Genomic DNA, 14125 nt, shown 5'->3' on the forward strand with positions numbered 1-14125 from the left:
CGCGGGCCCCGGCCCACGGCGTCCCGCCCGTACGTCTTTCCCGGCACCCGCACCCGCCGTCACGCGCCCGTGACGGCCTCGTCCGCCGCCGCGGCGCCCTTCGTCGCGAACTGGGTCCGGTACAGCTCCTCGTACCGCCCGCCCACGGCCAGCAGTTCGGCATGCGTGCCGCGCTCCACGATCCGGCCCTCCTCGACGACCAGGATCTGGTCGGCCGCCTGCACGGTCGACAGCCGGTGCGCGATCACCACGGCCGTCCGCCCGGCGAGCGCCTCGCCCAGCGCCTCCTGCACCGCCGCCTCGGAGGTGGAGTCCAGGTGCGCCGTGGCCTCGTCGAGGATCACCACCCGCTGGCGGGCCAGCAACAGCCGGGCGATGGTGAGGCGTTGGCGTTCGCCGCCGGAGAGCCGGTAGCCGCGCTCGCCCACCACCGTGTCCAGTCCGTCCGGCAGCGAGGCGACCAGCCCGTCCAGCCGTGAGCGGCGCAGGGCCTCCCACACGTCCTCCTCGGTGGCCTCCGGCCGGGCCAGCAGCAGGTTCGCGCGCACCGACTCGTGGAAGAGGTGCCCGTCCTGGGTGACCATGCCGAGGGTGTCGCGGATCGAATCGGCGGTCAGATCGCGTACGTCGACCCCGTTCAGCCGGACCGCGCCCGCGTCGGCGTCGTACAGCCGGGGCAGGAGCTGCGCGATGGTGGACTTGCCGGCTCCGGACGAGCCCACCAGCGCGATCATCTGCCCCGCCTCGGCGCGGAACGAGACCTCGTGCAGCACTTGCGTACCGCCCCGGGTGTCCAGCGTCGCCACCTCCTCCAGCGAGGCGAGCGAGACCTTGTCGGCGGCCGGGTAGCCGAAGGAGACCTTGTCGAACTCCACCGTCACCGGGCCGTCCGGCACCCGGCGGGCGTCCGGCTTCTCGGCGATCAGCGGTTCGAGGTCGAGGATCTCGAAGACCCGCTCGAAGCTGACCAGCGCGCTCATCACCTCGACCCGCGCCCCGGCGAGCGCGGTCAGCGGCGCGTACAGCCGGGTCAGCAGCAGCGCCAGGGCCACCACGGAACCGGCGTTGAGGGTGCCGCGCAGCGCGTAGTACCCGCCGAGCCCGTAGACCAGGGCCAGGGCGAGCGCCGAGACCAGGGTGAGGGCGGTGATGAAGGCGGACTGGGCGACCGCGGTGCGGATCCCGATGTCCCGCACCCGGGCCGCCCGGGCCGCGAACTCGGCCGACTCGTCCGAGGGCCGCCCGAAGAGCTTGACCAGCGTGGCGCCGGGCGCCGAGAACCGCTCGGTCATCTGGGTGCCCATGGAAGCGTTGAGGGCCGCCGCCTCGCGCTGCATCCGCGCCATGCGGGTGCCCGTACGCCGTGCCGGGATCACGAACAGCGGCAGCAGCACCAGCGCGAGCAGGGTGATCTGCCAGGAGATGCTCAGCATGACGGCCAGCGTCAGCAGCAGGGTCACCGTGTTGGCGACCACCCCGGAGAGGGTGTTGCTGAACGCCCGCTGCGCGCCGATGACGTCGTTGTTGAGGCGGCTGACCAGGGCCCCGGTCCGGGTCCGGGTGAAGAAGGCGACCGGCATCCGCTGCACGTGGTCGAAGACCGCCGTGCGCAGATCGAGGATCAGCCCCTCGCCGAGGGTGGCCGACAGCTTGCGGGTGAGCAGGCCCAGGCCCGCCTCGACCACCGCGATCAGCGCGATGAGCAGGGCGAGCCGGGTGACCGTACCGCTCTCCCGGCCGCCGACGATGGCCTGGACGACCCGGCTGGCGAGCACCGGGGTGGCGACCGCGAGCAGGGCGGTGACGATGCTCAGCAGGAGGAAGAGCAGCAGCCCGCGACGGTGCGGGCGGGCGAAGGCGGCGACCCGGCGCAGGCTCTCGCGGGTGGGGGCCCGGCGTTCCTGCTGGGCGTTGAGCGCGTTGTGCAGCGAGGACCAGGCGGTCATTTCCATTGACATAAGAGGAACGTTAAGACCTCAATCAAACCTGAGGTCAAGGGCTGGTGGAGAACCGGGCCCCGGCCCGTGCCGTCCGCCGTGCCCCACGGTGCCCCGGGACGGACCCTCGTGCGCTGTCAGTGCCCGATGGCATCATCGGGAGATGAACCGGGAACCCGCCGACAGCGTGCTCCACCGATTCCGCCGATGGGCATCGGCGACCCCCGAGGCCCCCGCCGTCCTCGGCGGCGAGACCGTCGTCAACTACCGGCAACTGGACGAGAGTTCCAGTCGCCTGGCCGGACACCTGCTTGCCGCCCGCCTGCCGCCGGGGGCCACCGTGGCCATCGGCACCGCCCACCCGGCCGAGGTCGTGACCGCGCTGCTCGCCGTGCTCAAGGCGGGCGGGGCGTACACCCTCCTCGACCCGAACGATCCCGGCGTGTCGCGGCGAAATCTGGCCGGGACCGCGCCGTTCGCCCTGCTCACGCACCACGATCAGCTGCACTGGTTCGACGAGGGAACCGGCCTGCGCGTCATCTGCCTCGACACCGAGGCCCCGCGGATCGCCGGTCAGCCCGCCGAGATGGCCCGGACGCCCGACCCCGCCCCCGGCGACACGGCCGCGGTCGTCTTCACCGGAGGCGAGGAGCCGCGCGCGGTGCGGATCGGCCACGCCCGGCTGCTCGCCGCCCACGACGGCTGGGCCGAGGTCGCCGGGCTCACCCCTCACGACCGGCACCTGATCACTGCCCGGCCCGACCTCGTCGGCTTCGCCACCGGCTGGACCCGGGCCCTGTGCACCGGCGGCGCCCTGGTCCTGCCGCCACGCCCCTATTGGACCCATGAGGAACTGCGCCGCCTGATCCGCACCGAACGGGTCTCCGTCGTCCATACCGACCCCTGGTCCGCATCCCGGCTGTTCGCCGCCGGGGGCGTGCCCGACAGCCGCAGTGAACCCGATCGCGACACGTGGTCCGTACGGCTGGTGACGGTCACCGGAGAGCGGCTCCACCTCGACGAACAGGCCGCACTGCACGCCCGGTTGCGGCCGGGCGCCCGCCTGCTCAATGTCTACGGGCTCACCGAGACGGCCGGCGCCGGGGCCTGGTTCGAACTGTCCCAACTGCCGCGCCCCGTGGACGCGCCCGAGGGCGTCAGCCTGATCGGCGTCCTCTTCCCGGGCCACCGGGTGGAGCTCGCCGGGGGCGAGGTCCGGCTCATCCCGCCGGGCGGCGGGGAGGCCATCGCCACGGGGGACCTCGCCCGCGAACGGGAGGACGGGCTGCTGGAGTTCGCGGGCCGCCGACGGCACTGGATCGCGGTCGGCGGCGGGAGCGTCGACGCCTACCGGATCGAGTCCGTCATCCGCGGCCACCCGCAGGTCGGCGGGGTGGTGGTGCGCGGTGTCCCCGACGCCGCGTCGAAGATCCGCCTCGTCGCGTACGTGGCTCCGCCCGCCGCCCGCTCGCCCTCGGCGGAGTCCGCCGACGACCCGTTGGCCGTCGCGCAACTGCCCGACGCCGCCGCGCTGCGCCGGTTCCTCGCCGCCAAGCTGCCCGAGGAGCAGATACCGGGCACGGTGGTCAGGCTGGGCGGCCTGCCCCGCGACCGCGCGGGCCGGGAGGACCGCGACGGCCTCCCGCTCCCGGTCACCCCGGTCCCCGCGCGGGGCGCCCGCGGCACGGGCAAGTACGGCGCCGCCCGCGGCACCGGGAAGTACGGCGCCTCCGGTGGCGAGGCCCTCGGCTCCTGCGGGGGCGGCTGCGGGACCTTGCTGCTCGCCCTGGTCGCGCTGTCCCTCACCGCCGTCTTCTGGCCCGGCTCCACCGACCTCTCCGCGGTCCCCGGCGGCTACGCGGCCCTGTTCAGCGTCCTGTACGTCTTCGAGTGGCTGTCCTTCGGCCTCGGGGCGGTGTTCCTGCTCACCGGCCGTCCCCCGATGCTCCGCCAGGGCCGGGGCCGCGCCCTGACCACGGCGGCCCACCTGGCCATCGTCTATCTGCTGGTGTCCTGGTGGCCGCAGGACAACTTCTACCGGCTCGCCGCCAAACAGGACTGGCCCCGCCAGGCCGCCCTCGTCTACGCCTTCAACATCCCGCTGATGATCGCCGCCGGGATCGTCGCCTATTACGCCACCCGCAAACCGTCCGACATCCCGGAGGCGCCTTAGGAGTGGGTGCCTTGGAAGGAGTCACCGAACATCGCCCCCACGGCAGCCGCCTCGGCGCGCACGAGGGCCTCGGCCGCGTCCACCGCCTCCCGGGTGTGCGCGGCCACCAGCACCCCCAGCCAGGGAACCGGGTCGAAGGCGGCCGTCGGGATCGCCGGTACGAAGACGGCGCCGAGGGCCGCGCAGCCGCGGGCCAGCGCGGCGCACAGCTCCCCGGCCAGTGCCTCGGGCAGCCGCGCGCCCAGCTCCACCCGGTCCATGATCCGCACCACGTGGTCCCCGCCGCGCAGTTCGTCGAGCCGGGCCTTGACGACGAAGGCCGCCGAAGGACCCGTCAGCCGCAGGTTCGTCTCGGTCGGGGCCAGGAGCCCCCCGCCCGCGCTCACGAAGTCCACGTCGAACCAGCCCCGGTAGCCCGAGGCCGCCAGTTCGCGCCCCACCGCCTCACCGAAGGCCGACAGCGTCTTGTCCGCCCCGTCGGGCACCACCCCCGGGCCGACCGTGGCACCCCGGTATCCGGTGCCCACCACGTGCATCACCGCCCCGCCCACCGGGTGGACGCGCCCCGCCGCGTCCACGAAGGCGTCGTACGTCAGGTCGCGCACCGCCCCGCCCGGGTCGTGCGCGTACTCCTCGGCCAGCAGCGGCCCGCGCGGCAGCCCGCGCAGTGCGGCGAAGGCCCCGCCCGCCGCCCGTACGTCCCGGGCCGTGACCACCCGGGTACCCGAACCGCCCACCCCGTGCTCGGACTTGAACACCGTGCCCCGTCCGGCCCGGGCCCGGGCCGCCAGCAGCCGGGCCGCGGCCCACCGGCCCCGCACCCGCCATTGCCGGGGGACCACCACACCGGGGTGCCCGCCCGCCGCCACGATCCCGGCGAACAGCGCGTGCGAGGCCGCCTTCGACTCGTACCGCAGCACCTGCGGCCGCCACGGCCCGTACCCCGCCAGCCGCGCGAACCCCGCGCTCTGCCCCCACGGCACCAGCGCCGCCCCCGACCCGGTCAGCCGGGCGGCGAGCGCGGGCCGCGACCGTACGGCGGCCGACAGACCGGGACGGTCGGGCGCCAGCCCGTCGTGCACCTCCACCCCCGTCCAGTCCAGTTGGCGCGCCACCTGCTCCGTCCACCACACGGGCACCGGCCGGGGCAGGACCAGCGCGGCGGGCCGGGGCCCGTAGAAGGCGGCCAGGCAGGCGTAGTGGTGCGCGGCGACCTGCTCCCGGTCCAGGGAGGCATCGGCGAACTGGGCGTTGTACTCGGCGACATTGCCCACGTGTACGGAGCCCCCGCCCCCGGCCCAGGCCGCCACCCACGGCTCCGCCGCGCCGAGCCGCACCTCGAACCGGACCAGCCCGTCCACCGGCCCGCCGCCGGTGCGGGGGATCGCCCCCATCGCGCGGTAGAACCCGGCCGCATGCGGGTCGGCGTCGATCAGCAGGGTGTGGCAGCCCAGTTCGCGGGCCCGGCGCACCGCGTCCCGGTACAGCAGCCGCCCAACCCCGCGGCCGATGGCGGCCGGTTCCACGAACAGCAGGCCCAACTCGACGACGGGCGCCCGGCCTTCGAGCGTGGCCAGCCCGAGCACGGCCCCGCCGGGCGCCGCCTGCGCGACCACGGCCCGGCGCGCGCCCACCTCCCCGGCCCCGATCCGCAACTGCGGCGCGCAGGCGGTCAGGAACGCCTCGTCATAGCCCCAGTGCGCCTTCGAACGCAGTGCCAGCGCGCCGAGCGCCGCCGCCTCGTCCGGCCGTGCGGCCCGAACACGTACCGCCATCGCGGCCTCCCGTCCCTCTCCCCGTCCCACTTCCCATCCCCGGCCGGGACGGCCGTGCGATAGGTTTTCCCTTCCCCACGCGGCTCCTCGCATCCCCTTTCCACCCACGCGGAGACAGGCCTCTCAATGAGCGACATCATCAACGGACTCGGCCGCACCAGCGCCTTCGGCGCACTCGGGCTGGTGCTGCTGATCCTCGGCATCGTCCTCGTGGACGTGCTGACGCCCGGTGCGCTCCGCAAGCAGATCTGGGAGGAGCGCAACCGCAACGCGGCCCTCCAGCTCAGTTCCGCCCTGCTCGGCGTCGGCGGGATCGTCTTCACCTCGATCTGGACGACGTACGACGACTTCGGCAAGGGACTGCTGAACACGGCCGCCTTCGGCCTGCTCGGCCTGATCCTGATGGGGCTGGCCTTCCTGGTCCTGGACCTGTTCACCCCCGGAAAGCTCGGCGCGATCGTGGTCGACCCGGAGCCGCACCCGGCCGTGTGGGTCACCGCCTCCTGCAACCTCGCGGTCGCGGCCGTCGTGGCGGCCTCGATCTCCTGACGCGCGTTCCTACGCCAGCCCGAGGGCGAAGACGGCGAAGCCCGCCGAGAGCAGCCCGGCCGCCGTGCGCCGGGCCGCCGTCGTCCGGGTCCACGGGGCCTCGAACCGCCGCGCGTACCGGGCGATCAGGACCAGGATCGCCGCGAACACCGGCAGCCAGGCGAGCCGCTGGACGATCCACAGCGGCGAGTCCGGCGCCGTGGTCAGCCCCTGGATCCCGCCCAGGGCCGCGGCGGGCACGGCCGCGGCCAGCATCGCGCTCTGGTGCCAGCACAGGACGGTCATCGCGCACAGGTTGACGACGACGACCGGAGCCCACAGGGCCGGTCGCGCCAGCAGCCGCGCGAGCCGGTCGCGGACCAGGATCGCCGCCCCCGACTGCGCCGAGGCCAGCGCCAGGACCAGCAGCGACGGCGGGTGCGAGTTGGTGCGGGCCTCGCCCGGTACGCCGACCATCGACGCCGGATAGTGGAACAGCACCAGCAGCGCCGCGAACAGCGCCGTCCCGCCCGCGCACAGCAGCCAGGCCCCGCGCCGCCCGATCCGGCCCTCGCCCCAGGACACCCCGAGCTGATAGGCGAACAGCCAGCCCGGCAGGATGTTCACCAGGGCCAGCCAGGAGGGTACGGAGTCCGCGTACGGCCCGTAGCGCAGGAAGTCCACCACGGCGACCGAGACCAGCAGCGGCGCCGCCGCCCATCCGCCGAGCCGCCGCGCCGCGCGCACACAGTACGGGGTGAGGGCGGTGACCGCCGCGTACACCCCGACGAACCACAGCGGCTGGATCACCAGCGTCGCCCCGGTCCGCAAGGTGGTCACCGGCACGCCCGCCGCGAACAGCACCGGCGCCGCCACCGCCCACACGGCGGTGACACCGAGCACCGGGCGCCCCAGCCGGGCGATCCGGCCCCGCAGCCAGGACCCGGCGGAGCCCTTGCGGCGGTGGTAGGACAGCACCGAGGCGTAGCCGCCGACGAGGAAGAAGATGCCGAGCATCTGGAGCACCCAACTGGCGGGCGCGAGCGCGGCGAAGGCGGACAGCGGGCTGGCGTTGTGCAGCGCGCCGGCGGAGTCCAGGGTGAACCCGCCCAGCAGCCAGTGCCCGGTGGGGACGGCCAGCAGTGCGAGCGCGCGCAGCGCGTCGACCGCGCGGTCCCGGTGGGCGGGGGTGTCCCGCTCGATCCGCCAGGCCATCCGGCGCAGCCCGGCGAGCGCGGGTGCCGTCGGGCGGGAACGCGTCGCGGGGCTCGCGGCGGGGTTCGCCGTGGTGCCCGTCGGGGTGCTCGTCGCGTTGCTCGTCGCGTTGCTCGTTGTGGTGCTCATCGGGCCGCTCCCGTCGCGATCGCGGCGAAGGCCGCCAGGGACTGGGTCCCGGGAACGAAGTAGCCGGCGTGGCCTTCGGCGTCGGCGGCCGGGACCCGGCGGGCGCCGAACGCGGACGAGGTGGGATCGGCGCCGTGCCCGAGCCCGGCGAACTCGACGTTCGGGATGTCGTCGATCCAGTCGGAGGGGCTCTTCGCGGCCCACACCCGGGCCCGGGTGTGCAGCGCGGCCACGTTGTCCGCCCGCATGCCGGGGGAGCCGAGCACCACGATGTCCCGCGCGTCCGTGTTCCTGGCGGCCAGCCCGCACACCACCGAGCCGTAGCTGTGGCAGAACAGCGCCGGATCCGCGGCGCCGACGGCGTCGAGCCCGGCGAGGAACCGGGTCAGCCGGGCCGCCCCGGCCTCGGCGAGCCGCCCCTGGGCCGCGTCGAGCCCCACCCCGACCGGGGTCGTGTAGCCCGTCCAGGCCACCACGGCGGTCGCGTCACCGGTCGAGGCGCGCAGGGCCTGGGCCATCCCGCCCGGCCCGCTGTACGGCTTGCGCGTACGGTCGTGGGTACTCGCGTCGTTGTCCGAACCCGGCACGATCACGGCCACGTGCTCCGCGCGCGCCAGGTCGCCGAACACCTCGGCGACCTGACCGCGTCCGCGCGGGTCGAAGGCGAGGATCTGCCGGCCCGCCCCGGCGAGCGAGAGGTAGCGGGCCTCGCCGGAGGCCAGGATCGCGATCCGGTTCGCCTGATACCTCAGCGCCACGGGTACGCCGTCCAGATTGCCGACGACCAGCGGGTGACGGCGTACGAGCGCCTGCGCCTCGTCGGGGTCCAGCGCGGCGAAGAACCGGGCCACCTCGCGCGGCGCGGCCCGCCCGGGATCGGGCAGCCCCCGCACCGCCCCCGGACCCGTCCCCGCCCCGCCGCCCGCCCGGAGACCCGGCTCGGCCAGCCAGGCGGCGGTGCCCGGCACCGGCCCGGTGACCGCCTGCTGGGTATCGGCGGACGCCCAGCCGGCGGTTCCCGTGATGACGGCCACCGTCAGTACGGCGGTGACCAGCGTCCTCCCGAAGCGGCGCATGCCCCTTCTCCTCTCCTCGTGTCGAGGAGGAAGGTAGGAAGAAGGTGCCGAACCGGACATCGCACCAGGGAGCCAAGTGGGATGTCATACCTGGGTAGGGGGTGGAGGAGGAACCGCGGCGCGCGGGCGTCGCGTCGCCGGGCTACTCGCGGACCCGGGCCTTCGCCGGGTGGTGCGCGTCGCCGCTGTCCGCGTCCAGGGCCGCCAGGAGGCGCAGGCCGTCCTCGGCGGGGCTGCCGGGGGCCGCGGACAGCACCACCAGTTCCATGCCCGGCGCGTCCGGGAGGGCGAAGTTCTCCTGGTGCAGGACCAGCGGTCCGACCAGCGGGTGCCGGTACGCCTTGCGTCCGTGGGTGCGGGCGCGTACGTCCGCGCGCGCCCAGAGGCGGCGGAAGCGCTCGCTGCCCATCGCCAGCTCGCCGATGAGCGAGGCCAGCCGGGGGTCCTCGGGGTACTGGCCGGCGGCCAGGCGCAGGTGCCCGACCACGTCGAGGGTGCAGGCGTCCCAGTCCGCGTAGAGGCCGCGCTCGGCCTCCTCCAGGAAGAGGTGCCGGGCGATGTTCAGGCCGGGCAGCGGCCGGCCGAAGAGGAGCTGGGCGAGCCGGTTCCCGGCGAGGGCGTCCAGCCGGTGGTCCATGACCAACGCGGGCGCGCCGGTGACCAGTCCGAGGACGCGCAGCACCTCCGGGCGGACCCTCCCGCCCGGCGCCTTCGCGCGGCGGTGGCGCTGCCGGGCGAGCCGGTGGAGGTGCCCGCGCTCGGTGTCGTCGAGGCCGAGGACGCGGGCGAGGGCGTCGAGGACCTGCTCGGAGGGCTGGGTCGCGCGGCCCTGCTCCAGGCGCACGTAGTAGTCGACGCTGACTCCGGACAGGTGCGCGACCTCTTCGCGGCGCAGCCCTTCGACCCGGCGGCGGCTGTCGACGGGTATGCCGACGGCCGTCGGGTCGACCCGGGAGCGCCGGGTCCGCAGGAAGCCCGCAAGATCGTCCATGCCTCCCAGTATGGCCTCGGCGATGTGCGTGAGGGTGGGCCTGAGGGTGGCCCTGCCAGTACCAGGAAGACCGGTCCTACGGAACGGGCGCCCCTGAACGCGGGGCGCCGCGGCGCCCAGTATCGAACTCATCGGATCCACGGCATCGGATCCACGGCAACCGATCCACGGCACCCGATCCAAGGCACCCGCCCCGAAGGAGTTCCCATGAAGACGCTGATCGTCCACGCCCACCCGGAGCCGAAGTCGCTCAACAGCTCACTGAAGGACCTGGCCGTGGCCACACTGGAGGGCGCCGGACACGAGGTGCGGGTGAGCGATCTGTACGCGATGAACTGGAAGGCCGTGGTGGACGCGTCGGACTACGGCCCCGACGCGTCGAGCCCGCTGAAGGTGGCCCGGGACTCGGGCCGGGCCTTCGAGGCCGGGACGCTCACCCCGGACGTCCTCGCCGAGCAGGAGAAGCTGCGGTGGGCCGACACGATCATCTTCCAGTTCCCGCTGTGGTGGTACACGATGCCCGCGATCCTCAAGGGCTGGGTGGACCGGGTGTTCACGTACCGCTTCGCCTACGGCGTCGGCGAGCACAGCGACACCCAGTACGGCGAGCGCTTCGGCGAAGGCACCCTCGCGGGCCGCAGGGCCCTGCTGTCGGTGACCGCGGGCGGCCCGGAGGCGCACTACGCCGCGCGCGGGATCAACGGCCCCATCGACGACCTGCTGTTCCCGATCCACCACGGCATCCTCTACTACCCGGGCATCGAGCCGCTGCCGCCGTTCGTGCTGTACGGCACCGACGGGATGACCGACGAGGACTACGCGGACGTCGCCAAGGCCTGGCAGGAGCGCCTGCTCACCCTGGAGTCGACCGAGCCGATCGCCTTCCGGCGGCAGAACTTCGGTGACTACGAGATCCCCTCGCTGCACCTGAAGGAGGGCCTGGAGCCCACGGGCCGCACGGGGTTCGGGCTGCACGTGCGCGGCTGACCGGGGCTCACGGCCGCGGTGGGCGGGGACGGTCAGGCCGCCAGGACCTCCACGCCGAGTGCGGTGAGCCGCTCGACGACGGCGTCGTGGGGGTCGGCGTCGGTGATCAGCCCGCTGATCTCGTCCCAGGGCAGGACGCGGAACCGCGAAGCCGTGCCGATCTTTTCGGAGGAGGCGAGGACGTAGGTGTCCGCCGCGCGCGCGGCCAGGGCACGCTTCATCGCGGCCTCTTCGGCGTCGCCGGTGGTGAGCCCCGCCTCGGGGTGGACGCCCGTGACGCCAAGGAGGCACAGGTCCGCGGAGACGTTCTGGGCCGCCTCGACCGCGGCCGCGCCGCAGGCGACCGCCGAGTGTTTGAAGACGCGGCCGCCGAGCAGGAAGAGTTCCGCCCGCGGATGACCGAGGAGGGCCGCGGCGACGGTCGGGCTGTGGGTGATCACGGTGCAGGCCAGGTCCTGGGGGAGCGCCCGGGCGACGGCGAGGGCGGTGGTGCCGCCGTCGAGGATGAGCGTGCCGCCCGGCCGCACCAGGCGGGCGGCCACCGCGGCGACCCTCCGCTTGCCGTCCGGAGCCACGGTCTGCCGGGCGGCGTAATCCGCTGTCGCGGGGGAGACGGGGAGCGCCCCGCCGTAGACGCGCTGGCACAATCCCTCGGCCGCGAGATCGCGCAGGTCGCGCCGCACGCTGTCCTCGGAGATCCGCAGCTCGGCGGCCACGTCCTTGGCGACGATCTTGCCCTCGCGGTCCAGCAGGCCCAGCAGATGGTCACGCCGTTCAGCGGCCAGCATCAACGTTCTCCCCTGGTGTTGCGTATTTCTGCACGGTTCTGCATGTAGTGTAGCGCCCCATGACGGACACCCCCCGCCCCGGCATCGACATCCCCGATCACCGCGGCCGCACCGCTCTCGACCGCGCGGGCCGCGACCTGGACCGCAACCCCGACGTGCGGGTCCGCGACGTGGAGCTCACCTCCCAGGGCTGGCACGTGCTGCGCCGCACCACCTTCGACTACCGGCGCCGCGACGGACGGTGGATCACCCAGCGGCACGAGACCTACGACCGGGGCAACGGCGCGGTCGTCCTGCCCTACGACGCCGAACGCCGCTGCGTCCTGCTCACCCGGCAGTTCCGCTACCCGGCCTACGTCAACGACCATCCCGACGGCATGCTCATCGAGGCCGCGGCGGGACTGCTCGACGCGGACGACCCGCCGACCGCCGTGCGGCGTGAGAGCGCCGAGGAACTCGGGGTCACGCTCGGCCCGCTCACCCACGTCCTCGACGCCTACATGAGCCCCGGCTCCGTCACCGAACGCCTGCACTTCTTCGCGGCCCCCTACACCGCGGCCGACCGGACCGGGACCGGCGGGGGAGTCGAGGAGGAGGGCGAGGACATCGAGGTCCTGGAACTCCCCTTCGGCGAAGCGCTCGGCATGATCCGCGACGGGCGCATCACCGACGGCAAGACCATCCTGCTCCTGCAATGGGCGGCCCTGGACGGCCCCTTCGCCGCGTGATGGAAGGGGATGCCACCACGCGGCGAAGGGGCCGAAGGTTTGCTCAAGATCCGGCGCTCAGGGCCTTCAGCTGTTGATGCAGGTGGTTCCGCCAGCGGGGTTGAGCAGGCCGATCACGTTGATGCTGTTCCCGCACAGGTTGATCGGGATGTGGATCGGCACCTGGATCACGTTCCCCGACAGGACGCCCGGGGAGCCGATGGCCGCACCGGTGGCGTTGGCATCGGCAGACGCCGTGGTCGCCCCTCCGGCAACGGCGATGCCGACGGCCAGCGCGAGGGCCGCACTCTTCAGGAAACGGGACATGGAACTCTCCTTGATGCTCAAGCGGCGCCTGCGCGCCGGCGGCCCGGACCGGGCCCGCAAGGTCTCTTCGGCCGATCAGCGCACGCGGATCGGCCTTCCCCGGCCGTTTCCCTCGAAGGGGTGAGCATTTCCCCCCGTCTGGCAGCATGACCGGACGGCACGCGGCCGCGCGCTGCGCGAGAGGCGCCGTCGTGACCGAAGCCCTGGACGCCGTTCCCGTCGTACAGGGTCCAGCCCAGCCCCCAGCCGTCCGCGCTGACGGTCCACTTGTCGGGGGAGCCGACGACGCGGCGCCGCATCAGCGCGACGGTCTCCTCGGAGAGCAGGCGCGTGCCGTCCTGTGCCACTCCGCCGTCGAGGCGCATCCGTGCCGGCCGCGCGAGGTCCCCGGCCGTGGCGATGACCCGGCCGTACGGACCCGCCGAGCGCGGCATGAGGTCCCAGGCCGGCGCCGGGTCCGGGTCCTGGCCCGCCTCGCCCAGGTGTCCCATCGCCGCCCGGAACCGCAGGGCCTCCTCGGACAGCGCTTCCGCCCTTGGGCGTGGGCGATCTCAGAGGGTGGCCAGGAATTCCCGGATGAGGGCCGCGCTGCCGGCGGGGTCGGCCTGGAGGACGAAGTGGTCGGTGTCCAGGGAGCGGTACGTCGTGCCGGGGCGGCGGTCGGTCATGTCGAGGGCCTGACGGACGGGCAGGGCCTGGCTGCGGAGGCCGTTGATCAGCAGGGCCGGGCAGCTGCTCGCGAGCCACTGCTTCCAGTGGTCGCCGTGGACGAGGTTCTCGGAGTCGACGGTGTCCTGCGGGTGGAAGGGCAGTCGCCAGCCGGATCCGTCGGGCAGGCGGCGCAGCCCGGGGGCGAGGGCGGGGGCCATGGGGCCGCAGGCCGCGAGGAGGTCCTCGCGGGTGGCGGCGGTGTAGGGGAAGCCGAGCACGAAGGCGAGCGGGCTGGTGCCGTGGTCGGGGAGGTCGACGGGGCCGTCGACATCGATGAACGCCTCGACCAGAGCGGGGTGTTCGGCGGCCAGGTGGTAGGCGTTGATGCCGCCGAGGGAGTGGCCGAGGGCGACGGTCCTGTCGATGCCGAGGTGGGCCAGCAGGGCGACGAGGTCGGCGACGTAGCCGGCGCGGGTGTAGTCGTCGGCGCGGTCGGAGTCGCCGTGGCCGCGCTGGTCGGGTGCGATCACCCGCCAGTCGGGGCCGAGGGCCGCGGCGAGGTCCGTGAAGGAGGAGCCCTCGGAGAGGTGGCCGTGCAGGGCGAGGAGCGGGCGGCCGGTTCCGCCGAAGTCCAGGTAGGACAGGGTGCGTCCGTCGATGGTCAGGGTGGCGCGGGTGGGCTGGATGGACATCGGTGTTCCCCTCGTTCGTGCCCGGGCGGGCTCTGTGCTCGCTGTCATGCAAACCATACAAGCGTCTATGACGGATGTACAAGACGGTTGTATGAATTTGCGGCGAGGGGACGGCCGGACGAGGGGGCGGGGAACCAGCGGTACGGGAA

12 protein-coding genes and 1 pseudogene are annotated in these 14125 nt (G+C 74.0%); 4 read left to right on the forward strand and 9 right to left on the reverse strand.

All coding sequences use genetic code 11. The features are described 5' to 3' along the window. Window positions 1-59 precede the first annotated feature (59 nt). Window positions 60-1958: an ABC transporter ATP-binding protein gene (locus OHS33_RS32525; protein ID WP_330333994.1), complete on the reverse strand. Its 1899-nt coding sequence runs from the start codon at window positions 1956-1958 to the stop codon at window positions 60-62. Between the two features lie 142 nt (window positions 1959-2100). Here OHS33_RS32525 and OHS33_RS32530 point away from each other — a divergent pair, with 142 nt between their 5' ends. Then, a complete protein-coding gene (locus OHS33_RS32530) occupies window positions 2101-4110 on the forward strand; it encodes an AMP-binding protein (protein WP_330333995.1) in 2010 nt (669 codons plus the stop codon). Here OHS33_RS32530 and OHS33_RS32535 read toward each other — a convergent pair. Next, entirely contained in the window at window positions 4107-5885 is a 1779-nt protein-coding gene (locus OHS33_RS32535) for a GNAT family N-acetyltransferase (protein ID WP_330333996.1), read from the reverse strand. The two genes, OHS33_RS32530 and OHS33_RS32535, sit on opposite strands and share 4 nt — an antisense overlap. 126 nt (window positions 5886-6011) lie before the next feature. Here OHS33_RS32535 and OHS33_RS32540 point away from each other — a divergent pair, with 126 nt between their 5' ends. Then, window positions 6012-6434 (forward strand): DUF350 domain-containing protein, encoded by a 423-nt coding sequence (locus tag OHS33_RS32540; RefSeq protein ID WP_330333997.1) that lies wholly within the window; start codon window positions 6012-6014, stop codon window positions 6432-6434. Between the two features lie 9 nt (window positions 6435-6443). On the opposite strand, the gene OHS33_RS32545 is transcribed toward OHS33_RS32540, so the two are convergent. The 3 genes from OHS33_RS32545 to OHS33_RS32555 form a co-directional block, all read right to left on the reverse strand. Beyond that, window positions 6444-7628 (reverse strand): acyltransferase family protein, encoded by a 1185-nt coding sequence (locus OHS33_RS32545; protein ID WP_330335294.1) that lies wholly within the window; start codon window positions 7626-7628, stop codon window positions 6444-6446. A 125-nt stretch (window positions 7629-7753) separates the two neighbouring features. Next, window positions 7754-8833: an alpha/beta hydrolase gene (locus tag OHS33_RS32550; protein ID WP_330333998.1), complete on the reverse strand. Its 1080-nt coding sequence runs from the start codon at window positions 8831-8833 to the stop codon at window positions 7754-7756. 142 nt (window positions 8834-8975) lie between these two features. Continuing rightward, complete coding sequence (locus OHS33_RS32555; RefSeq protein WP_330333999.1) at window positions 8976-9824, reverse strand: helix-turn-helix transcriptional regulator; 849 nt, start codon at window positions 9822-9824, stop codon at window positions 8976-8978. A 207-nt stretch (window positions 9825-10031) separates the two neighbouring features. Between OHS33_RS32555 and OHS33_RS32560 the strand changes: the two genes are divergently transcribed. After that, a complete protein-coding gene (locus OHS33_RS32560) occupies window positions 10032-10811 on the forward strand; it encodes an NAD(P)H-dependent oxidoreductase (protein WP_330334000.1) in 780 nt (259 codons plus the stop codon). A 32-nt stretch (window positions 10812-10843) separates the two neighbouring features. On the opposite strand, the gene OHS33_RS32565 is transcribed toward OHS33_RS32560, so the two are convergent. Next, window positions 10844-11599 (reverse strand): DeoR/GlpR family DNA-binding transcription regulator, encoded by a 756-nt coding sequence (locus tag OHS33_RS32565; protein ID WP_330334001.1) that lies wholly within the window; start codon window positions 11597-11599, stop codon window positions 10844-10846. A 59-nt stretch (window positions 11600-11658) separates the two neighbouring features. Here OHS33_RS32565 and OHS33_RS32570 point away from each other — a divergent pair, with 59 nt between their 5' ends. After that, a complete protein-coding gene (locus tag OHS33_RS32570) occupies window positions 11659-12327 on the forward strand; it encodes an NUDIX domain-containing protein (RefSeq protein WP_330334002.1) in 669 nt (222 codons plus the stop codon). A 66-nt stretch (window positions 12328-12393) separates the two neighbouring features. Here OHS33_RS32570 and OHS33_RS32575 read toward each other — a convergent pair whose 3' ends face one another. From OHS33_RS32575 to OHS33_RS32585, 3 genes and pseudogenes are all read right to left on the reverse strand, one after another. After that, window positions 12394-12633, reverse strand: a complete 240-nt coding sequence (locus OHS33_RS32575) for a chaplin (RefSeq protein WP_330334003.1) — start codon at window positions 12631-12633, stop codon at window positions 12394-12396. Between the two features lie 179 nt (window positions 12634-12812). After that, a pseudogene (locus OHS33_RS32580) lies at window positions 12813-13157 on the reverse strand (serine hydrolase); the annotation flags it as partial. Between the two features lie 27 nt (window positions 13158-13184). Next, a complete protein-coding gene (locus OHS33_RS32585) occupies window positions 13185-13976 on the reverse strand; it encodes an alpha/beta fold hydrolase (RefSeq protein ID WP_330334004.1) in 792 nt (263 codons plus the stop codon). Window positions 13977-14125: the final 149 nt, after the last annotated feature.

Source organism: Streptomyces sp. NBC_00536, from assembly GCF_036346295.1.
In the GTDB taxonomy this organism is placed as follows: Bacteria; Actinomycetota; Actinomycetes; order Streptomycetales; family Streptomycetaceae; genus Streptomyces.